This window comes from Microbacterium nanhaiense, assembly GCF_014646015.1.
Classification (GTDB): Bacteria; Actinomycetota; Actinomycetes; order Actinomycetales; family Microbacteriaceae; genus Microbacterium; species Microbacterium nanhaiense.
In genome coordinates, this window is sequence record NZ_BMMQ01000004.1 from 101,702 (window position 1) to 122,428 (window position 20,727).

Here is a 20,727-nt window from a genome sequence, read left to right on the forward strand (position 1 = left end):
CTTGCCCAGCGAGAAATCCAATCTACCGGCCGCGCATATCGGGACGTCACGCGGGGGTGAGCTCCCCCGTCAGCGTCAGCGGCACGCCCGCGGCGAGGTCGACCGTTGCGGTCCAGGATCCGCGGCGCACGAACACGCTCTGCGAGCGCGTCGCGCGGAGCGTCGCCGATGCGAGCGCGCCGTCCGCCCACACGAGGTCGACCTCGATGCCGCCGCGGGCGCGGAGGCCGCGAACGGATCCGTCGCGCCAGCGGCTCGGGAGCGCGGGCAGCAGCTCGAGCTCGCCCGCGTGACTCTGCAGCAGCATCTCGCCGATCGCGGCGGTCTGGCCGAGGTTGCCGTCGATCTGGAACATCGGGTCGTTCGGCGCGTGACCGATGAACTTCGATCCGAGGTTCGGTTGCACGGCCTTCTCGAGGTGCAGGTCGAGGATCTTCAGCGCGGCGTCGCCGTCGCCGAAGCGGGCGTAGGCGTTGGCCTGGAAGGCCCCCTCCCAGCTGCCGAGGCAGGGGCCCTTCAGCGGATCCGGTTTCTCCTCCCACCAGCGTTCGGTGTCGAAGATGAGGCGCAGGCCCGCGGCGAGCGCGGGGCTGAGGCGGGGGTGGATCTGCGCGCTGCAGACGGCGCCCCAGCTCGAGAGCACCTCGGCCTTCATGGTGCGCGTCCAGTCGTCGAGGTACTCCTGCAGCTGTCCGGTCGTGGGGCTGATCTGCATCGGGGCGAGCCGGGGAAGCGCGGCCTCGACCTCGCCGATCAGCGCGTCGTCGAGCCCGAGCGCCGACGCCGCGGCGAGCACGTTGCGGAACAGTTCACGCACCATCTGCGTCGTCGGCGTCGTGCCCATCGCGATGGATCCCGTGCGCCCGTCGGGTGCGACCCAGATGTTCTCGAAGTTGAGGTCGGGGGCCGTCACGAGCCAGCCGTGTTCCGGCTCCTCGACGAGCATGTCGAGGTGGAATTCCGCGGCGCCGCGCAGGGTGGGCCAGATCCGGCGCAGCTCCGCCTCGTCGCCCGAGAAGGCGTAGTGCTCCCACAGGTGCTGGCACAGCCACGCGTTGCTCGCGACGAAGTTCGACCACTGCGGCACGTTGCCGCCGGGCTGCGCGTAGCGCCAGACGTCCGTGCCCTGGTGGCTCACCCAGCCGCGCGCGCCGTAGTGGTCGCGCGCGACGCGGGATCCGCTCTCGGCGAGCTCGCGCGTCAGCTGCAGGAGCGGTTCGTGGCACTCGGCGAGGCCCGCGGTTTCGACGGGCCAGTAGTTGATCTGGGCGTTGCAGTTGATCGTCCAGTTCGAGCCCCAGGCGGGGTTGACCGACGGGTTCCAGACCCCCTGCAGGTTCGCGGGCTGACTGCCGGGCCGCGAGGTCGCGATCAGGATGTAGCGGCCGAACTGGTAGTACAGCGCGGCGAGCCCCGGATCCTCACCGGATCCGGCGCGGTAGCGGCGGATCCGTTCGTCGGTCGGCAGCTCATCGGCGGCGGATGATCCGAGATCGAGCTCGACGCGGCGGAACAGCGCGCGGTGGTCGGCGATGTGTTCCTCCCGGAGCGCGTCGTAGCCCCGCTCGGTCGCGGCTCGGAGCTCTGCCTCGCAGAGGGCCGCCTCGTCGGCGCCCTCGCGGCTGGGGCTCGCTGCGGGCCCGTTGTAGCTCGTGCGGGCGACGAGGATCAGGGTGGCCGCGTCGGCGCCCTCGATGACGAGCCGATCCCCGTCGATGTGCGCGGATCCGCCCTCCGGGAGCGCGGCGAGACGCGCCTCCCAGCGCGTCCCGCGATCCGCGCCACTCTCGTCGTACAGCGGCTCGCGCGTCTGCCCCGTGTACGGGAAGGCCGATATCGGCGCGCGGCCCCGCATGCGCAGGGATCCGTCGGTCTCGACGAGCTCGTGGCGCAGCGCGCTCGCCAGCCCCGCGCGGAACGCGACGCTTCCGGGCCGGTCCGCGCTGACCCGCATGACGAGCGCGCCCGCGGGGTGTGAGGCGAACAGCTCGCGCCGGTGGGTGATGCCCTCGTGCTCGTACTGTACGGTCGCAACCGCCGAGTCGAGGTCGAGCGTACGGTGGTACCCGCTCACCCCCTCGTCGGGGATGCCGGTGTCGAGGAGCAGCTCCCCCAGCGGCATGTACGTCGCGATGTCGCCGACGCCACCGAGCGACTCGGCGGTGATCTCCTGCGCGCGGGCGTACTCGCCGGCGAGCAGCAGCTCGCGCACCTCGGGGAGCGCGGCGCGGGCGCGCGGGTTCGGCTCGTAGTCGGGCTCGCCCGTCCACAGCGTGTCCTCGTTCAGGTCGATCCGCTCGCGGGCGACGCCGCCCCAGGCCGCGGCACCGAGGTGTCCGTTGCCGAGCAGCATCGCCTCGCGCCAGCTCGCGGCCGGCCGGGTGTAGCGAAGGGTGGTGCGGGTGCTCATGTCTGTTCTCCTCGAGGCGATTATTCTCCTGCGCGCACGGATGCCCGGGCTCTCACCCGGGCATCCGTCTTCGGCTACGAGATCGCGTCGTATGCCTTCTGGTAGATCTCGATGTAGCGGCCGCTGCCGTTGGCGACGAGCGCGTCCTGGAAGGCCTGCCAGTCATCGTCGTTGTCGATGTCACGCACGCCCGTCACGAACTCGGCGCTCGCCTGCGTGATGAGCGATTCGACGTTCGTCTGCGTCGTGGCGAGCTCTGACGACTCCTCCTCGGGAATCCACATGTTCCAGTACGGGAGCACCTTGTCGTCGGCCGCGTTCTCGGCGTAGTCCTGGGTCTCCTCGAACAGGCGCACGTTGTAGCCCTCGAGGTCGTAGATGTCGACGTCCTTCGGACGCACCTCGGATCCGCGGAAGACGAGGTCGCCGTAGTACTGGGCGAGCGGACCCCACGAGGCGGTGATGTTGTCGTTCGCCTCGGCACCGCTCACGCGGATCTGGCGCCAGAGCGGCTCGAGCGTCTCGTCGATCGCTGTGTCGCCCTCCTCCGCATACGCCCAGCCCACGTTCTCCTCGCCGAACTCGGCGCGCAGGTGGTTGTCGTAGTCGATCATGTAGTCGACGATCTGCATCAGCTTCTCGGCCTTCGCGTCCGAGGCCTGGTTCGTGATCACGAACGCGGCGCCGGCGACCGAGGACGGCGTCTTCGATGCGGGGGATCCGTTGGGGCCCTCGAGCGGCGCGATCGCGTCGTAGCCGCGGTCGCGCTCGTCCTCCTGGCCGATCGTCACGAACACGCCGGGGTGGCCGACGCTCGCGGCGCCAACGACGGGGTCGCCGGCGATGTCACCGAGCGCGAGGAGCGCGTCCTGGTTCTGGGTGAACGCCGACTCGTCGATGAGCCCCTCTTCGAAGAGCGAGTTCACGTAGCGGAGGCCGTCGCGCCACCCGTCGAGGGTCGGCTGCAGCGTGACATCGCTGCCATCGAGCGCGAGCGACGCGGGCACGGCGCCGTTGAGCGTCGAGGTGGGCACGTAGACGAACGGGTTCATCAGGAAGGGCAAGACGGAGTTGCCGCCTGTGGCGCCCGTCAGGGGAACCTCGTCGGCGGTGCCGTTGCCGTTCGGATCCTGCTCCTTGAACGCCTTCAGCACCTCGCGGAACTCGTCGGGCGTCGTCGGCGTCTCGAGGCCGAGCGCATCGAGCCAGGCCGTGTTCAGCCACATCTTCGAGGGGAAGGTGCAGTGGAAACAGTCGTTCCACTGCGGCAGGCCCCACACGTTGCCGTCGGGCGCGGTGGCGAGCTTCTCCCAGTCCGGGGTGTCGCCCCATGCCTTCTGCAGGTTCGGCGCGCTCGAGTCGATCAGCTCGTTCAGCGGGCGGATCAGGCCCTGCTCGCCGTACTTGACGAGCTCGGCCTGTGAGAACTGGTCGACCCATGGAATGAGCAGGAAGGCGTCGGGCAGGTCGCCGCTCGCGAGGGCGATCTGGCGAGCCTCGGCGGCCGAGGCCGCGTCCCACGTCGTCGTCTCGAACTGCAGATCGACGTCGAACTCCTCCTCGATCAGCTTCGTGAAGGTGGATCCGTTGAGGTCACGGTCCGGGCCCTGCTGGCTGAAGATCGTGATGACGTTGTCGTCTTCCGCGGATCCGCCGTCGCCGCCGGACGTGCAGGCGGCCGCGCCGACGACGAGCGCCGCGGATGCGGCGAGCGCGAGCGGCCGGGTGATGGTGCGTTTCATGGGGTGCCTCTCTTCATTGTGAGGTGATGCCGTGGGGACAAAAGGGGGTGGTGGGTCGCACTCAGCCCTTGACGGCGCCGAGCACGAGCCCCTGGGTGAAGTACTTCGCGACGAACGGGTAGATGATGAGCATCGGCACCGTCGAGACGACGATGAGCGAGTACTTCAGCAGGTTCGCGAGCTGCTGGCGTTCGATCGCCGCGGCGACGTCGGTACCGGCGTCGTTGTTGAGGATCAGGATGTTGCGCAGCACGAGTTGCAGGGGGTACAGCGTGTCGTCGCGCAGGTAGATGAGCGCGTCGAAGTAGGAGTTCCACTGCACGATCGCGTACATCAGCGCGATGACGGCGATCATCGGCTTCGCGAGCGGAAGCACCACCTGCCAGAGGATCCGCAGCTCGCTCGCGCCGTCGATCCGCGCGGCCTCGTAGACCTCGTCGGGGACGGAGGTGCGGAAGAAGGTGATCGCGAGAATCGCGGGCCACACCGCGACGGCCTTGGGGATGATCAGCGCCCAGCGGGTGTCGAGCAGCCCGAGCTCCTGCACGACGAGGTAGGTGGGGATGAGGCCGCCGGCGAAGAGCATCGTGAAGACGACCGCGCCCGTGAGGAACTTGCCGCCCACGAAGTTCGCCCGCGAGAGCGGGTAGGCGAGCATCACGGTGAGGGCGACGCTGACGATCGTGCCGACGACGGTGTAGAACACCGAGTTGGCGAAGCCCAGGAGGATCTTCGAGTTGGTCAGGACCGTCTCGTATCCGCGCCACGTGAACTCGACGGGCCACAGGAAGACCTTGCCCGCCGAGACCGCCGCGGGGCTCGAGACGGAACTGACGAGGATGTACCACAGCGGCAGCAGCACGATCACGAGGAAGACCGCGAGCAGAACGTAGACGCCGATGAGGAACACCCGGTCGACGACCGGCTCCTTGACGCGGGTGGCCGCGCGCCCGCGCGACATGACTACTGCGCTCACCACAGCCCCTTCCCCGTGACTCGCTTCGCGATGATGTTGACGCCGACAAGCAGCACCAGGTTGATGACCGAGTTGAACAGGCCGATCGCGGTCGAGAGGCTGAAGTCCGCGTGCTGCAGACCGACCTTGTAGGTGTAGGTCGCGATGATCTCGGACTGCGAGAGGTTCAGCGGGTTCTGCAGCAGGAACGCCTTCTCGAAGCCGACCGCCATGATGCTGCCGACCGAGAGGATCAGGACCACGACGATCGTGGGCAGGATGCTCGGCAGGTCGACGTGCCAGATCTTCTGCAGGCGGTTCGCGCCGTCCATCCGCGCCGCCTCGTACAGCGACGGGTCGACACCCGAGAGCGCGGCGAGGTAGATGACCGCGGAGTATCCCGTGGTCTGCCAGACCTCCGTCCACACGTAGATGTGGCGGAAGAAGTCGGGCTTGGCCATGTAGTCGGCCGCCGGGACGCCGAAGAAGCCCGTGAAGTCTCCGATGATGCCGACGCGAGGCGAGAGCAGCAGCATCGCCATCGACACCACGACGACCGTCGAGATGAAATAGGGCGCATACGTGACCATCTGCACGGTCTTCTTGAAGAACCGCGCCCGGATCTCGTTCAGCGCGAGCGCCAGGATGATCGGGATCGGGAAGCTCGCGATGAGCGCATAGAGGCTCAGCAGGAAGGTGTTCTTCACGACCGTCGTGAACATCGGGTTGTCGAAGAAGCGCTCGAAGTGTTTCAGCCCCGCCCACGAGGAGCCCCAGATTCCGTCGACGACGTTGTAGTCCTTGAACGCGATCACCGCGTTCGCCATCGGCACGTACTGGAAGATCACGAAGTACGCGACCGGCGGAATGACGAGCAGGTAGAGCTGCCAGTACTGACGGAACGATCGCGCGAGGCGACCGGGGCGGCGCGGCGCGCCGCGAACGGGACCGTTCTTCGTCGCGGCACCCTTCGCCGCACGCGCCGACGGCGACGTCATCGTTGGTGCGATGTTCGCCACGGAGACTCCTATCGGTCTACACCGAGGCGCTGTCGGCCCGGCGGAGCGCGGGGCGATGACATCATGACCTCGTCGTAATGATGAATCGTTTTCTCAGATGCTAGCGAGCGCCCCGCCCTGCCACAAGACAAAACGTGAAAAAACAATTGTCTAGCCGTTGCGCAGGCGCCGGGCGCGCGAAAAGGGGGCACGGCCGCAGCCGCACCCCCTCGACGGGCCCCGTGGCCGCTACACGGCCTCGCGCAGGAATGAGAACGCGCTCTGCGCGAGGCGGGTGAACGCGTCCTCCTGCGCGCCGAGCCCGGCCGGCTCCGCCGTCGACAGCTGCAGCACGACCGCGTAGGCGGCGCCGTCCGCGTCTTCGACGAGCCACGATCCGGTCAGCACGCCGAGCGAGGAGCCGCCCTTGAACGCAACGCTCTCCCACCCCGAGACCTGGATCCCCGGGTTCTCCCGGAGGATCGCGTCGATCGCGGGATCCTCCAGCGCCCGCAGCGCCTCGTGCACCCGCACGAGGTCGCGCGGGGAGGCGAACCAGCCGAGCCCTTCCGGCCATACCGGGTCACCGCCGACGGCGACGGATCCCGGTTCCATCGTCCGCTCCGCGATCTCGTCGACGAGCGCCCGCCGCGCTCCCGGATCTGCGTTCCACCGCTCCCGCAACGTCGCGTCGTCTCCCCAGCCGATCTGAAAAAGCTCGCGCGTCGACAGGAACGGTTCGAGCAGCGACGGATCGTGGTGACCGGCGTCGGCCACCGCACGCTCGACCCGCTCTCGCCCGAGCAGGTGGATGAGCATGTCGGTCGCGGTGTTGTCGCTGATCGCGATCATCTTCCGCGCCGCCTCGCGCACCGTCACGACGGTGCCGTTCGGCTCGTCCTGCAGCTCGCCCGAGGGCAGGCTGCGCACCGTGTCGTCGAGCGTCAGCTCGTCATCCCACGAGACCCGCCCCGCCTCGATCTCCTGTGCGAGCGCGAGCAGCACGTAGAGCTTGAACGCGGAGCCGAGCGGCGCCGCTTCCTCGCTCGCGACGTCGAGAAGCGGATCCGCGGGTCCGTCGGCCGCGCCGACGAACGCCCGCACCGTCGCGGGAAACTCGGCCAGCAGCTCCTCGAGCTCAGCGAAGGAGGCCGGTTCTCTTCACGATTCGGGCGCCGCGGGCGTGAACGTGAGACCCGTGATGAGGCCCTCGGGGTCGAGCACGATCGACAGGTCGATGGGGTCGCCGATCGCGGCGTCGAGCGTCGTCACCGACTGGCGCTCGCCGCCCTCATAGGCCGTGGGCACGAAGGGCTGCGCCGGCCGAATGTTCGTGTTCAGCAGGCCCACGAAGTCGCTGACGGGCACCTGGGCGGTGAAGCTCTCGTGCAGCAGCCCCTCCCAATCGGCCTCGGTCGTGTCGTCGGCCGCGTTCATGGTGTCGACCATCTTCTGCGCAACCTCACCGACGGGTGTATCGGGGATCTCGATCGCCTCCGCCTGGGCGGGCGCCTCCGTCGCGGGAGTCTCCTCCGTCACCGGTGTCTCCTCCGGTCCTTCCCCGTTTCCGTCGCCGTCGCCGGAGCAGCCGGTCAGCGTCAGTGCGGCCACGGCTCCCAACGCGAGAAAGATGGACGTCCGAGTACGGCGGGCGGAGAAGTTGCGCATGAGAATCCTCGTCATCGTCGGGTGTTGCCCACCACCCTAGCGGACGATATACCTTGCCTCGCGGGCCCTCCGACCGCCCCGCACACGCTTCCGATGTCAAAGGTGCTCCTCGCGGGTTCGCGAAGAGCACCTTTTGTCACGGGAACCGCCCCGCGCCTCAGGGCGCCCGGCGTTCGGCTCGCAGCTCGACCGCGAGCCGGGTCGGGGCGCGGCCCGTGAGGTACAGCCGGTCTCCCCTGAGGGCATCCGTGGCGCCGAGGTACGCGTAGTCCTCCCCCGGTCGGTAGGCGGCGACGCCGTCCGCGCGATAGCCGGGATCGGGGGTGACGACGATGACATCGTCGCTCGCCCGGTACCGTGCCGCGCCCGACTCGAGAGCGACGACGCCGCCCTCGGCGGCGGGGGGATCCTCGAATCGGCCGCCGCGGAACGCAAGTTCCAGCGCCCACGGCACGTCGGGGCCGTCGATCGCGATCTCGAGCAGTGCGCCCCGCTCGGTCGGCACAACGTCGACGACGGTGGTCATCGACACCGCGTCGCGCCCGCGCTCGCCGAACGACATCGACCCGTAAAACCGGCCGTCGTCCGTGAGCGCGTACTCCCCGCGGGCGTCCCGGCCCTCGGGCACCATGGGCTGGTAATAGTTCGCCGACACCGTCTCGGCGAGGCGCCACCGGTCGCCGAGGTCGGTGACGGATCCGGAGCGGAAGGGGCCGAGACCGAAGAAGTCGCGCGACAGCCGGACCGAGTCGAGCACGGCCCCGCCGGCGAACATCCTCAGGAACGTCGGGTTCGTGGCGAGACCCGAGCGGATCCGTCCCACGGCGGGATAGTCCGAGCCGCCGAACACGACGAGCCGTCGCCGATCGTTCTCGTCCACGACCAGGCCGCTGTGCGCCCAGCCCCCGTGCGGTGCCGGCGCGAGGGCGACCGGCAGGCGCTCTCCGAGCCGGCCGCCGAGCAGCAGCTCGGTCACAAGCGACGCCGGATGCAGGATCCCCTGCTCGGCCGCTCTCTCGGCCGCCCACGCGAAATCGCCGCGGCCGAGTTCGACGGCGTAACGCCGATAGAGGCCGAGGAAGGGGGCGAGGCTGAAACGCATCGATTGGTCCTGACGGCGCGAGTGCACCGTCTCGACGGTCGCGTCGGGGTGGATCAGGCCCAGGGTCGCCTCGAGGTTGCGCACGACCGCGTCGCGGGCGTCCACCCGCCCGAAGACGTCGGCGATGATGCTGAGCGACGGGTTGGAGACATACGCCGCGTAGTTCGCGCTGCGCTCGGAATACACGCCGTCGGCATCGATGTCGATGCCCTCGGCCAGCCACCGGGCCGCGCGATCGGCGAGCGCCTCGGACGGCCGACGCCGATGCAGGCGCGCGAGGGCGGCCGCAATCTCCCAGCGGTGGTTCGGGGTGTGCACCCCGCCAGAGATCAGCGCGGGCTCAACCGCGTCGGCGATGGCGGCCAGCTCGCGGCTGAGCGCCTCCGTCTCGGGAGTGCTCTCGTGCGGCACCGTCTCGAGCAGGCGAAGCGCGTCGCACAGGTCGTTGACGGTGAAGGCCGAGTCGGGGGGCGAGTCGACGTTGTCGCCGCCGACGAAGAGCCCGCTCGGCCCCTGCAGCCGCTTCAGGGCGCGCGCGCCTCGCCGGGCCGCCTCGATCAACGCGGGATCGCCGAAGCTCGACGATGCCGGCCACAGGTACGCGGCTACCAGCAGTCGCACGCGCTCCATCACCGCGCGGTGCGCGCGGCGCGGATCCTCCGATTCCGCGAGCGCCGCGGCGATCTCGGCATCGATCGCCTCGCGCAGGCGCCGCTCGAAGGCGAGGTCCTCCCCCACGTCAGTCCTTCAGTCCGGAGTTGATGTCGGCGTTCATGATCTGACGCTGGAAGATCGCGAACAGGATCACCATCGGGATCAGCGAGATCACGGAAGCCGAGAGCAGCACCGACCAGTCGACGTTGTCCGCGCCGACGATCGAGCGCAGCGCGACCTGCAGAGTGTACTGCGACGGATCGCGAAGCACGATGAGCGGCCAGATGTAGTCGTTCCAGCGCCACTGGAACGAGAAGATCGCCAGGACGACGGCGATCGGCCGGGCCAGGGGCAGCATGATGCGCCAGAACGCACCGAACTCGCCGACGCCGTCGATGCGGGCCGCCTCGAGCAGTTCGTCCGGAATCGTCTTGAAGTACTGGCGGAACATGAAGATGCCGGTGGCCGTGATGATCGACGGCACGATGATACCCGCGAGGCTGTTGTACAGGCCGAGGTCGCGCACGACGGCGAACGACGACGGCATGATCACCTCGGTGGGGAGCATCGTCGTCGCGAGGATGCAGATGAAGAACGCCTTCAGCCACCACGCGTGGTACTTCGCGAACGCGTATCCCGTCATGGCGCTCACCAGCACGGTGAGCACGGTCGTGACGACCGCCACGATCGAGGTGTTGAGGAAGTAGCGCGCGAAGTCGAACCTGTTCCACGCGGTCTCGTATCCGCTGACGGTCCAGTCCTTCGGGAACAGCGTCAGCGGCAGGCTGAACAGCTCCGAGCCGGGCTTGAACGAGCTCAGGAGGAACCACGCCACCGGGATCAGGAAGCCGAGCGCCAGCAGCCAGAGCACGATCGTGCTCCCGATGCCCCATCTCTTCGCGTTCATGCGAGATCATTCCTCTTGTCGAAGCGCATCTGGATGATGGCGATGACGATCAGGATCACCATGAGCACCATGGACGCCGCGCTCGCGTAGCCGACGTCGGCCCGCTCGAAACCGGTGCGGTAGATGTACTGCACGATGAACATGTTCGACGTTCCGGGACCACCGCCGTTCAGCGCCTGGACCATGGCGAACTCCTTCATCGACCCGATGGTCGTCAGCAGCACCACCATGAACGACGTCGGGCGCAGCAGCGGGAGAACGATGCGCGTGAACCGCTGCCAGCCGCCGGCGCCGTCGAGCTGCGCCGCCTCGAGGTAGGAGCGCGGGATGTTCCGGATCGCGGCGATGAACAGGAGCATGTTGAACGCGGTGCCGCCCCAGGTGCTCACGATGAGGATCAGCACGAGCGCCAGGGTCGGGTCGGTCTCCCAGCGCAGCCCCGTTCCCCCGGCGAGCTCGATGAGGAAGTTGACCATGCCGAAGTTCTCGCCGAAGAGCCACTTCCAGATGACACCGGCGACGATCGGCGAGATCAGCCAGGGAAGGAAGAAGATGATCCGGGCGGGCGCCTTGCCCTTCGCGGCGGTGCTCGTCAAGAGAACCGCGATGCCGAGCGCGGCGACGAAGTGCAGCGGCACCGAGAGCACCGTGTAGAGCAGCGTGCGCCCGAGCACGACGTAGAAGTCCGGATCCTGCGCGAGCTCGACGTAGTTCTCGGCTCCGATGAAATCGGGCGTTCCGACGCCCGTGTAATCGGTGAAGGAGTACCAGAGGCCGAGAGCGCCGGGCCACACGAAGAACAGCGCGAACAGCACCACCGCGACCGCGATGAAGCTGAGCGGCGCGAGAACGAAGCTCGTGGAGCGCTGCCCGGGGCGGCGAACGCGGCGCGCACGCCGCCCCTTGATGACGAGCGCAGACGTCTCGGCGCTGAGCCCGTCGACCGTGTTGGTGCGACTCACAGTCACTCCAGGGCGCCCAGCTGGTCGGTGAACTGTGCGTTGATGTTCTCGATCGTCGCATCGACGTCCTGCTCGCCGTTGAGGTACTTGACCGTCTCGTCTCGCACGGGGTCGCCCTCCGTCGTCACGCCCTGAGCGCCGTACTGGAGCTCCATCGACTTGATGTCGCCGACGATCGCGGGTGAGGCAGCGATGTCCTGCGCGTAGATGTCGAATGCGTCGGCGTGCGAGGCGTACTCGATCTCCAGGCCGTCGACGGCGGGGATGAACGAGGAGGTCTCGGAGAGCTCTGTGTAGTTCTCGGGCTCGTACAGCCACTCGATGAAGTCGTACGCCGCTTCCTGTTGCGGGCCGTCGAAGACGACGATCGATGCCGCGTTGCCGTAGTTCGTGGCGCGCTCCTTCTCCGTCGGCATGTACACGGAGGCCCACTCGAAGTCCGTGATGTTGACGGCGAAGTCGGCGATCTGCCACGAGCCGGATACGTACGACACGACGTCGCCGCTCTTGAAGAGCGCGTTGCCGTCGGCGTCCGAGAGCCAGACCGACCGCGGCATGAACGAGTCGTCGTTGAGCTCGTTGAAGAACTCGAGCGCGCGCTTGGTGTCGTCGTTGCTGCTGAAGGTGCCCTCATCGTCGGGCTGGAAGTAGTCGGAGCCGAACTCGTAGAACAGCGACTTCAGGCGGTGCGACGACTTGTCCATGACCATGCCGTAGCTCGTGCCGGTCGCCTCCTGGACCTCCTTGACGGCCGCGACGTACTCGTCCCACGTCCAGATGTCGTCCTCGCTCGTGGGATAGGCGACGCCGGCCTCGTCGAACAGGGTCTTGTTGATGAACAGGCCGACCGCGGTGATGTCGGACGGCAGCGAGATCACCTTGTCGCCGTCCCAGTCGCTCAGCTCGGTGCGGATCCCGCTGCCCTCGGTGATGTCGGTGAGGTCGGACGCGGCACCGCGCCACACGGGATCGACGGCGCCGACGCGGGCGATCGCCGGAAGGTCATCGGCCTGTGCGGCGTTGCGGAGCTTCGTGGAGAGGTCGTCGTTGGCGATGTCGACGATCTCGACCTTGACGCCCGTCTCTTCCTCGTACTTCTGCGCCATGTGGGCGTAGCCGCCGCCCTGGTTGGCGTCGCCGGAGAGGAAGAACTGGAGCGGCTGGTCGCTCCCGGCCTCCGAGGATCCGCCGCACGCGGCGAGGGTCGTCGCGGAGACCGCGACGGCCGCGACCGCAAAGGTGAGCCGCAGCGCGGGCTTGATTGAACGCGTCATGGGGAGTTCCTTTCACCCGGATCATCCGGGCCAACGTCATCGTCGGGATCACTCGCGCGCTCCTGCCCGTGCGGGCCCGATCTCGCGGAGCGCTGATGTGATGTTAGGACATTATCCCAAAGCTGACAATTCCCTCAAGGCGAATCTTCCAGCCCCGCGATCCCCGCAACGCGCCCTTCCGGTATCAAAAAGTGCTCCTCGCGAGTTCGCGAAGAGCACTTTTTGTCACGGGAATCGCCGGATCACTCCTCGCCGAAGCTGTCCGCCACCTGCACCATGTCGTGGAAGCGACTGAAGTGGCCCTGGAACGCCACGGCGATGTCGGCCGTCGGACCGTTGCGGTGCTTCGCGACGATCAGGTCGGCCTCGCCGGGGCGCGACTGCTTGTCGTAGACCTCGTCGCGGTGCAGCAGGATCACCATGTCGGCGTCCTGCTCGATCGAGCCCGATTCGCGCAGGTCGCTGACCATGGGGCGCTTGTCGGTGCGCTGCTCGGGGCCACGGTTCAGCTGCGAGAGCGCGATGACCGGCACCTGCAGTTCCTTCGCCATGAGCTTCAGGGCGCGCGAGAACTCGGAGACTTCCTGCTGGCGCGACTCGACGCGCTTGCCGCTCGTGAGCAGCTGCAGGTAGTCGATGATGACCATGCTGAGGCCCACGCGCTGCTTGAGCCGGCGGCACTTCGCGCGGATCTCCACGAGCGTCATGTTCGGGCTGTCGTCGATGTAGAGCGGCGCGTCGTTGATCCGGCCACGGGTGGCCGCGAGCGTCGTCCAGTCGCGGGAGTCGAGGTCGCCCTTGCGGAGCTTCTGCAGGAAGATCCCGCCCTCCGCGCTGAGGAGGCGCATCGCGATCTCCGAGCGCCCCATCTCGAGAGAGAAGAAGACGGCCGGCCTGTTGTGCGTGATCGCGGCGGCGCGCGCGAAGTCGAGGGCGAGCGTCGACTTACCCATGGCCGGCCTGGCCGCGACGACGATCATCTGGCCGGGGTGCAGGCCGTTCGTGAGGTTGTCGAGGTCGGTGAAGCCCGTCGGCACACCGGTCATCTGACCGTCGCGCCCCTTCGCGAGCTCGATCTCCTCGACGGCGGCGCCGATCGCGACCTCGAGCGGAACGTAGTCTTCGGACTGCTCCTGGCCGGTGACGGCGTACACCTCGGCCTGCGCCTGGTTGACGAGTTCGACGGCCTCGCCCTCGCCGTCGTAGCCCATCTGCACAATGCGCGTCCCGGCGTCGACGAGGCGGCGCAGCAGCGCGCGCTCCTGCACGATCCCGGCGTAGTAGCCGGCGTTCGCGGCCGTCGGCACGATCGAGGTCAGCGAGTGCAGGTAGTCGACCCCGCCCGCCCGCTGCAGGTCGCCCGACTTCATCAGCTCGTCGGTGACGGCGATCACGTCGGTCGGCTCGCCGTGCGAGTAGAGCGAGAGGATCGCCTCGAAGATCACCTCGTGCTTGGGCACGTAGAAATCGGATCCGCGGAGCGTCTCGACGACGTCGGCGACGGCGTCCTTCGACAGGAGCATGCCGCCGAGCGTGGACTGCTCGCTCAACAGGTCGTGAGGGGGCGTGCGCTCCTGATCGCGTCCCCCGCCGCGGCTCCCGGATCCACCCGATCCGCGCCCGCCGCCACCGGCGTAATCGCGCGCATACTCGTCTTCGCCGTACGGCGGCTCCGGAATGTCCATCGACATCTGTGCTCCTCCTGAGCGCTCAGCGTATCGCGATTCCACGAGCGATCTCTCTGTGGATAACCCTGTGGAGAGACCTGGGCAAAACGCCGTCGAAACTGTGGAATCGGGGTGTGGAAAACTGTGGACAGAGCAGGATTCTGCGCGTGGATTAATGCGTATGGCCTGGGCTTTTCAGGATCCACAGCGTGTGCATTTCCCCGCGTTTCCGAGACCGCCCCTGCCGATATTGCGCCCTGTGGACGAATCCGCTACAGCGCGGCCGCGGAGACGGCGAAACCGGCGCCGCCCCGAGGAGCGACGCCGGTTTCGAACGCGGAAGAAGTATTACTTCTTGAGCGCGACAACCTGCAGGGTGATCACGGCGGTCACGTCGTCGTGCAGACGAACGAGAGCCTCGTGGTCGCCCACCGTCTTGATCGGCGCGGGGATCGTGACGCGGCGCTTGTCGAGCTCACCGAGCTCGGCGGCGGCGACCGCAGCGACGATGTCGGCCGGCTTGACCGAACCGAACAGACGACCCTCGGCGCCCGACTTCACGGCGAGCTTGACGCGAGCCTGCTCGAGCTTCTGCTTGAGAACCTCGGCCTCCTCGTGCGTCGCGATCGCGCGAGCCTCGCGGGCGGCGCGGATCTGGTCCACCTGCTTCTGACCGCCGCGCGTCCACGCGACAGCAAAGCCCTGGGGAACGAGGTAGTTACGGGCGTAACCGTTCTTGACCTCGACGATGTCTCCGGCGCTACCCAGGCCGTCGACCTCATGCGTGAGAATCAGCTTCGACATGTGGGTGCTCCTTACCGGCCGGCGCCAGCGTAGGGAAGGAGTGCCATCTCACGCGCGTTCTTGATCGCGCGAGCGATGAGGCGCTGCTCCTGCACCGACACACCGGTGATACGACGGGCACGGATCTTGCCGCGCTCCGAAACGAACTTGCGAAGGGTGGCGACATCCTTGTAGTCGATGAGGCCGACCCGGATGTGCTTCGCGGGAGCGGCGTTCTTCGCGCCCTTCCGCGGCTTGCGGCGGTCGCCGCTTGACTTTCCAGCCATTATGGGTCCTTACAGAGATAAAGAGATTTAGAACGGGGTGTCGTCGTCAGAGAACGACCCCGGGGTGCTCCATGCGTCAGCACCGGTCGAGCCGGGCGTCGCCCAGGGCTCACCGGCCGACTGCGGAGCGGCCTGAGGCGCGCCGCCGGGGATCTGCTGGGGAGCGCCGCCGGGGCGACCTCCGCCGAATCCACCGGCAGGTGCGGCCGAACGCGTGACCTGTGCGGTCGCGTAGCGCAGCGACGGGCCGATCTCCTGGACATCCAGTTCGATCGACGACCGGCGCTCGCCCTCGCGCGTCTCGTAGTTGCGCTGGCGGAGGTTGCCCTGCGCGATGACGCGCATGCCCTTCGTCAGCGAACCCGCGACGTGCTCCGCGAACTCGCGCCACACGCTGGCCCGCAGGAACAGAGCGTCGCCGTCCTTCCACTCGCCCGACGCGCGGTCGAACGTGCGGGGAGTCGAAGCGATCGTGAAGTTCGCCACGGGGACGCCGGACTGCGTGTAACGCAGCTCGGGGTCGGCGGTCAGATTGCCAACGACTGTGATAACGGTTTCGCCTGCCATGCGATTACCTTAGGCCTTTGCCGCCGTCTTGCGGGCCGCCTTGGCCTCAGCGCGCTTCGCCTCGGAGGCGATCATCGCGATGGCCTCTTCGGCGCGCAGGATCTTGGTGCGGATCACGTCATCGGCAAGACCGAGCTGGCGGTCGAGCTCCTGCGTGGCTGCGCTGGTAGCGGTGAAGTTGACGACGGCGTAGATGCCCTCGTTCTTCTTCTGGATCTCGTAAGCGAACTTGCGCTTGCCCCAGATGTCCACGTTCTCGATCGTGCCCTCAGCGTCGGTGATGACCTTGAGGTACTTGTCGAGGTACGCGGGAACCTGGCGCTCGTCCATCTCCGGCGCGATGATAACCATCATCTCGTACTGGTGTGCGTGCGTCACTATCCCACCTCCTTCGGACTCGAACGGATGCCGGGTCTTTCCCGACACCAGGAGGGTGTAATGCACGTTGCCTCGAACGGATCCAGAACGGAACCGACACGGGACAACTTCTCTACCCTAGCATCCTCGCCGCGCGCCTACCCCAGGATCCTCACGGGTGCGCGCCGAGATTCTGACGATCGCGCGAGAAATGGCGGATCCGCGAGGAATCGTCAGAATCTCGGCGCAACGTCAGAATCTCAGCTCGCCATCCCCCGCCAGGCGACCTCGAAGGCCTCACGGCAGCGGGCGAAGGTCGTCGGGTCGTCGAGGCCCGTGCCGCGCACCACCACCTGGTAGTAGAAGACGCCGTTGATGAGGTCGATGCACGCGTCGATGTCGAGGTCGTCGCGCAGCTCGCCCCGGCGCATCGCTTCGGCGAGCGCCGCCTCGAAGGCCCCGCGGCGTCGGCGCACGTGGCTCTTCCAATAGGCCTCCTGTAGATCGGGGTTCTGCATGACGAGGCTCATGCGCGCGCGGAAGCGCCGATCGCTGTAGGTCGACCCGCGCAGGGCCTTCGGATCCCCGAAGATCAGCGCGATCATCGCTTCCTTGATGTCACCGGAGGTGTCGACCTCGAGGGCGGCCCTGCCCTTGTCCAACGCGGCGGCGATCAGTTCCGGCAGGCTCGGCCAGCGCCGGTAGATCGCGGCGCGCGAGATGCCGCTCTCGGCGACGATCGCGGCGACCGTGACGGGCTTGTCGTTCTCGATGAGCTTCACGGTGGCGTCGAGGATCCGCTCGTCGTGCCCCTCCTTGCGGGGCCGGCCGGGCCCCCGCTGCTCCGCAATTGCGGAGATGACCCCCTTCTGCGGATCGGATCCGGCATCCGGTCCGCAATTCGGGCTCAGCTCCGCGGATCCGGTTCCTCGCGCGCGCGAGCCGCGACCCCCGTCGAGGGTCGCGGCTCGGGCGGGCGCGCGGAGCGTCACGCGACCGCCCGGGCGCGGAGCTGCGCGATCAGGCCGTCGGTGAGCCCGGCCTGGCGCAGCGCCTGGAGCGGATCCTCGCCGAGCGAGGCGAGCAGGGTGCGCATGGGCTCCGGGGAGAACTCCTTGCGCACCGCCGCGCGGGCCGCCTCGTCGAGGTCGAAGCCGAACTTCGCCATCAGGCGGCCGATCGTCGGCTCGAGGCGGGCCATGATCGCGTCCGAGTTCTCGCCCGTGCGGACGTAGTCGGCGACGATGGCCTCCTCCGATGCTCCGAGCGCGAGCAGGAGCGACGCGGCGAGCACGCCCGTGCGGTCCTGACCCGCGGCGCAGTGGAAGGCCACGGCTCCGGGCGCGTGGGCGATGATCGCGAGCGCCTCGACGATGCGGGGCGCCGCCGCCTCGAACATGCGCACGTACATCGTCCCGAACTGCGTCTGGTCGTGCGCCTCGGGGCCCGCATCACCGATCGAGGCCATGAACGGCACGTGGTGGTAGGTCACGGGCATGCGGCCGAGCGGGCCGCGGCCGGTGAGCTCGATCTCGTCGATCGAGCGGAGGTCGATGATCGCGGTGAGCCCGTCGACGACGAGGTCCTCCGCGGTCTGCTGGTCGACGACCGACAGGTCGTCGGCGCGGATCGCGAAGCCGCTCCGAACGGATCCGCCCGCGACGGGCACGCCACCGAGGTCGCGCAGGTTGACGGGTGCGGAGAGGACGAGGTCGGCGATGGTCATGTGATCTTCCTTCTGATGATGGCGCTCGCCTGGTCGATCACCGTGACGAGCACGATGATGCAGATGACCATGGCGAACAGGTGTCCGTAGTCGTAGCGGTTCATGGCGGTCGTGAGTTCGAGGCCGATGCCTCCGGCCCCGACGAGGCCGAGGATGGTGGCGCCGCGCACATTGCCTTCGAAGAGCAGCAACGTGTAGCTGACGAGCATCGGCATGGCCTGCGGCAGGATTCCGTACTGGATGACCTGGCGGCGCGAGGCACCGACCGATTCCATCGCGGTGATGGGGCCGCGGTCGACGGCCTCCATGGCCTCGGCGAAGATCTTGCCGATGGATCCGATGGATCCGATCGTCATCGCGAGGATTCCCGCGAACGGCCCGAGGCCCACGGCGGAGACGAACATGAGCGCGATGACGAGGTCGGGCAGCGCGCGGATGATGTTCATCATCCAGCGGCACGGGTAGTAGAGCCACGTCGGGGCGATGTTGCTCGCGGCGCCGAACGCCACGACCAGGGCGAGCACGGCCCCGAGCACGGTGCCGACGATCGCCATCTGCAGCGTCTCGAGAAGGAGCGTCAGGATGAGCCCGATCTTCGAGAAGTCGGGCGGGAACATGCGCAGGAGGAACTCCCCCATGTTCGATGCGCCCTCGCCGAGCTTCAGGAAGTCGAACTGCGCGCCGTTCGCCGACCAGAGGAAGATCGCGACGGCGAGCACGACGCCGACGATCGAGCGCGAGCGCGGGATCCGGAACGCGCGCTCCATGCGCTCGCGTTCGCGCGGATCCAGCTTCGGGCGGGTGAGCGTCGAGGTGCTCATTCGTCTTCTTCTTCCTCGTCGATGTCGTACACGGGGGCGAGCATCTCGGCGGTCAGATCGGCAGTGTGGCCCGAGACGACGATCTCGCCGTGGCGCAGCCCGACGATGCGGTCGGAGTGCGCGAGCGCGAGCGGAAGAACGTGCAGGCTGACGAGCACGGGGATCTGGTCCTCGCGCGCGATCTGCTGGAGCAGCTCGAGCACCGTGCGGCTCATCTTCGGATCCAGGGACGCGACCGGTTCGTCGGCGAGGATCACGCGCGGGTTCTGCATGAGGGCGCGCGCGATCGCGACGCGCTGCTGCTGACCGCCGGAGAGCGAGCGGGCGGGCTCGTTCGCCTTGTGGGCGATCCCGACCCGGTCGAGCAGCTCGAGCGCCCGCTTGCGGTCGGCGCTGCGGAAGGTGCCGAGCATGTTGGGCGCGCCGGCGCCATAGAGGGATCCCGTGAGCACGTTCGTCAGGACGCTGAGGCGGCCGACGAGGTTGAACTGCTGGAACACCTGACCGGTCTGCGAGCGTAGCCGGCGCAACTGGCCGCGCTGCAGCTTCGCGACGTCGAAGTCGCCGGCGCGAACGGATCCCGAGTGGATCGGGGCGAAGCCGGTGAGCGCCTTCATGAGGGTTGACTTGCCGGATCCGCTGGATCCGAGGAGCGCGACGGTCTCGCCGCGGAACAGGTCGAGGTCGACGCCGTCGAGCACGAACGGATCCTGCGGCGCGTAGCGCACGCGCAGCTCGCGGATCGAGACGAGGGGCTCGGCGACGGGCTTCTGCTGCGCCGAGAGCGCGGGGGTGCCGACGATGCTCATCCGAGGTCCGAGATGTCCACGCCGGCGACGGCGGCGATGTCGACGATGGGCTGGAATTCGGCCGCGTCGGGCTCGATGATGGGCTCGACGCCCTCGGGCATGGCGTCCATGTACAGGCCGAGCTCGTCGCGGTTCTCGTCGCTGAACACCTTCGGTAGCGCCTCGACGAGCGCCTGACGCTTCTCATCGGACATCTTCTGGTTGCCCAGGATCGAGATCGAGATGGGCATGTCGCGGCTCTCACCGATCGAGCGCGTCTCGCCCTCCTCGAAGGGGAACATCGGGTTGTCCTGGCCCGCCATCGCGGGGAAGATCGAAGAGGTGCAGGCGACGTCGGCCTGTCCCTCCTTCAGGGCGATGAAGCTGTTCTCGTGGCTTCCGGACATCAGCTCCTTGAAGTCGCCGTCGTCCTTGTGCAGGCCGACCTGGTCGAGCATGTAGGTCGGCATGTAGTAGCCGCTCGACGAGTTGGGGTCGGCGAAGGCGATCGTCGTCTCGGGCGTGATGTCCTCGAGGGTCTCGAGCGGCGAGTCGTCGAGCACGAGGCAGGTCGAGACGGGGTCCGCGCTGCCGGGCCAGGCGACGAGCGAGTCGACCTCGCCGGTGTTGACGGCAAGCGCCGACGGGAACGCGCTCATGATGCCGATGTCTTCGTGTCCCGCGCGCACCGCCTCGATGACGGCCGAGTAGTTGGGAACGTCGGTGATCTCGACGGTCATGCCCGTCTCGGTCTCGAGCAGCTCGGCGATCTTCTCGATCGGCGTGGCGGAGGTCGGGTCGTCGCCGATCGGCAAGGTCGCGAAGCGGATGGCGTCGTCTTCCGAGGCGTCGGCGGAGCCGGAGCAACCGGTGAGGAGAAGAGCGGATCCGGCGAGCAGGGCGCCGGCAACGAGAGGGAAGCGCATGGGGTGCCTTTCTGGCGGTGGGGTGACGGCTCTCATATAAGCCACGCCAAGTGACCGGCAATTACGAGAACCGGAGTACCAGAAAGGAATGCTCGATGAACGGAGGGTTACGGGACTGCCGGTTCCGGATCCC

General features: G+C 67.9%; 20 protein-coding genes. All 20 read right to left on the reverse strand.

All coding sequences use genetic code 11. From position 1 onward, the window contains the following. Positions 1–46: 46 nt before the first annotated feature. Positions 47–2,410, reverse strand: coding sequence for a glycoside hydrolase family 95 protein (locus tag IEX05_RS08110; protein WP_188700883.1), 2,364 nt, complete (start codon positions 2,408–2,410; stop codon positions 47–49). A 74-nt stretch (positions 2,411–2,484) separates the two neighbouring features. Further along, complete coding sequence (locus IEX05_RS08115) at positions 2,485–4,152, reverse strand: type 2 periplasmic-binding domain-containing protein (protein WP_188700884.1); 1,668 nt, start codon at positions 4,150–4,152, stop codon at positions 2,485–2,487. Positions 4,153–4,213: 61 nt separating this feature from the next. Further along, positions 4,214–5,128, reverse strand: coding sequence for a carbohydrate ABC transporter permease (locus IEX05_RS08120; RefSeq protein ID WP_229661199.1), 915 nt, complete (start codon positions 5,126–5,128; stop codon positions 4,214–4,216). Beyond that, positions 5,125–6,126: an ABC transporter permease gene (locus IEX05_RS08125; protein ID WP_229661200.1), complete on the reverse strand. Its 1,002-nt coding sequence runs from the start codon at positions 6,124–6,126 to the stop codon at positions 5,125–5,127. Before IEX05_RS08125 ends, IEX05_RS08120 begins: the two co-directional genes overlap by 4 nt. A gap of 228 nt (positions 6,127–6,354) precedes the next feature. Next, positions 6,355–7,233 (reverse strand): serine hydrolase, encoded by an 879-nt coding sequence (locus IEX05_RS08130; protein ID WP_505744125.1) that lies wholly within the window; start codon positions 7,231–7,233, stop codon positions 6,355–6,357. A 33-nt stretch (positions 7,234–7,266) separates the two neighbouring features. Next, complete coding sequence (locus IEX05_RS08135) at positions 7,267–7,644, reverse strand: Cpe/LpqF family protein (protein ID WP_229661201.1); 378 nt, start codon at positions 7,642–7,644, stop codon at positions 7,267–7,269. Positions 7,645–7,930: 286 nt separating this feature from the next. Beyond that, positions 7,931–9,613: a hypothetical protein gene (locus tag IEX05_RS08140; protein WP_188700887.1), complete on the reverse strand. Its 1,683-nt coding sequence runs from the start codon at positions 9,611–9,613 to the stop codon at positions 7,931–7,933. Between the two features lies 1 nt (position 9,614). Further along, positions 9,615–10,436 (reverse strand): carbohydrate ABC transporter permease, encoded by an 822-nt coding sequence (locus IEX05_RS08145; RefSeq protein WP_188700888.1) that lies wholly within the window; start codon positions 10,434–10,436, stop codon positions 9,615–9,617. Then, a complete protein-coding gene (locus tag IEX05_RS08150; protein WP_229661202.1) occupies positions 10,433–11,398 on the reverse strand; it encodes a carbohydrate ABC transporter permease in 966 nt (321 codons plus the stop codon). The genes IEX05_RS08145 and IEX05_RS08150 overlap by 4 nt, the downstream gene beginning before the upstream one ends. 2 nt (positions 11,399–11,400) lie before the next feature. Beyond that, positions 11,401–12,672, reverse strand: a complete 1,272-nt coding sequence (locus IEX05_RS08155) for an ABC transporter substrate-binding protein (protein WP_188700889.1) — start codon at positions 12,670–12,672, stop codon at positions 11,401–11,403. A 242-nt stretch (positions 12,673–12,914) separates the two neighbouring features. Then, positions 12,915–14,363, reverse strand: a complete 1,449-nt coding sequence (gene dnaB / locus IEX05_RS08160; protein ID WP_229661203.1) for a replicative DNA helicase — start codon at positions 14,361–14,363, stop codon at positions 12,915–12,917. 324 nt (positions 14,364–14,687) lie between these two features. Beyond that, on the reverse strand, positions 14,688–15,143 hold the full coding sequence (gene rplI / locus IEX05_RS08165; RefSeq protein ID WP_188700890.1) for a 50S ribosomal protein L9: 456 nt from the start codon (positions 15,141–15,143) through the stop codon (positions 14,688–14,690). A gap of 11 nt (positions 15,144–15,154) precedes the next feature. Then, positions 15,155–15,409 carry a 30S ribosomal protein S18 gene (rpsR, locus tag IEX05_RS08170; protein WP_114117478.1) on the reverse strand — a complete coding sequence of 85 codons (255 nt, stop codon included), beginning with the start codon at positions 15,407–15,409 and terminating at the stop codon, positions 15,155–15,157. A 27-nt stretch (positions 15,410–15,436) separates the two neighbouring features. Next, positions 15,437–15,976, reverse strand: coding sequence for a single-stranded DNA-binding protein (locus tag IEX05_RS08175; RefSeq protein ID WP_188700891.1), 540 nt, complete (start codon positions 15,974–15,976; stop codon positions 15,437–15,439). Between the two features lie 9 nt (positions 15,977–15,985). Further along, positions 15,986–16,330 (reverse strand): 30S ribosomal protein S6, encoded by a 345-nt coding sequence (gene rpsF, locus IEX05_RS08180; protein ID WP_229661228.1) that lies wholly within the window; start codon positions 16,328–16,330, stop codon positions 15,986–15,988. 263 nt (positions 16,331–16,593) lie between these two features. Continuing rightward, positions 16,594–17,325, reverse strand: coding sequence for a TetR/AcrR family transcriptional regulator (locus IEX05_RS08185; protein ID WP_229661204.1), 732 nt, complete (start codon positions 17,323–17,325; stop codon positions 16,594–16,596). After that, positions 17,322–18,059, reverse strand: a complete 738-nt coding sequence (locus IEX05_RS08190; protein ID WP_188700892.1) for a tyrosine-protein phosphatase — start codon at positions 18,057–18,059, stop codon at positions 17,322–17,324. Before IEX05_RS08190 ends, IEX05_RS08185 begins: the two co-directional genes overlap by 4 nt. Further along, the gene (gene phnE / locus IEX05_RS08195; RefSeq protein WP_188700893.1) at positions 18,056–18,880 is read right to left on the reverse strand and encodes a phosphonate ABC transporter, permease protein PhnE; all 825 of its coding nucleotides are present in this window, start codon (positions 18,878–18,880) and stop codon (positions 18,056–18,058) included. Before phnE ends, IEX05_RS08190 begins: the two co-directional genes overlap by 4 nt. Continuing rightward, positions 18,877–19,689: a phosphonate ABC transporter ATP-binding protein gene (locus tag IEX05_RS08200; RefSeq protein WP_188700894.1), complete on the reverse strand. Its 813-nt coding sequence runs from the start codon at positions 19,687–19,689 to the stop codon at positions 18,877–18,879. Before IEX05_RS08200 ends, phnE begins: the two co-directional genes overlap by 4 nt. Further along, positions 19,686–20,594: a phosphate/phosphite/phosphonate ABC transporter substrate-binding protein gene (gene phnD / locus IEX05_RS08205; protein WP_188700895.1), complete on the reverse strand. Its 909-nt coding sequence runs from the start codon at positions 20,592–20,594 to the stop codon at positions 19,686–19,688. The genes IEX05_RS08200 and phnD overlap by 4 nt, the downstream gene beginning before the upstream one ends. Between the last annotated feature and the right edge of the window lie 133 nt (positions 20,595–20,727).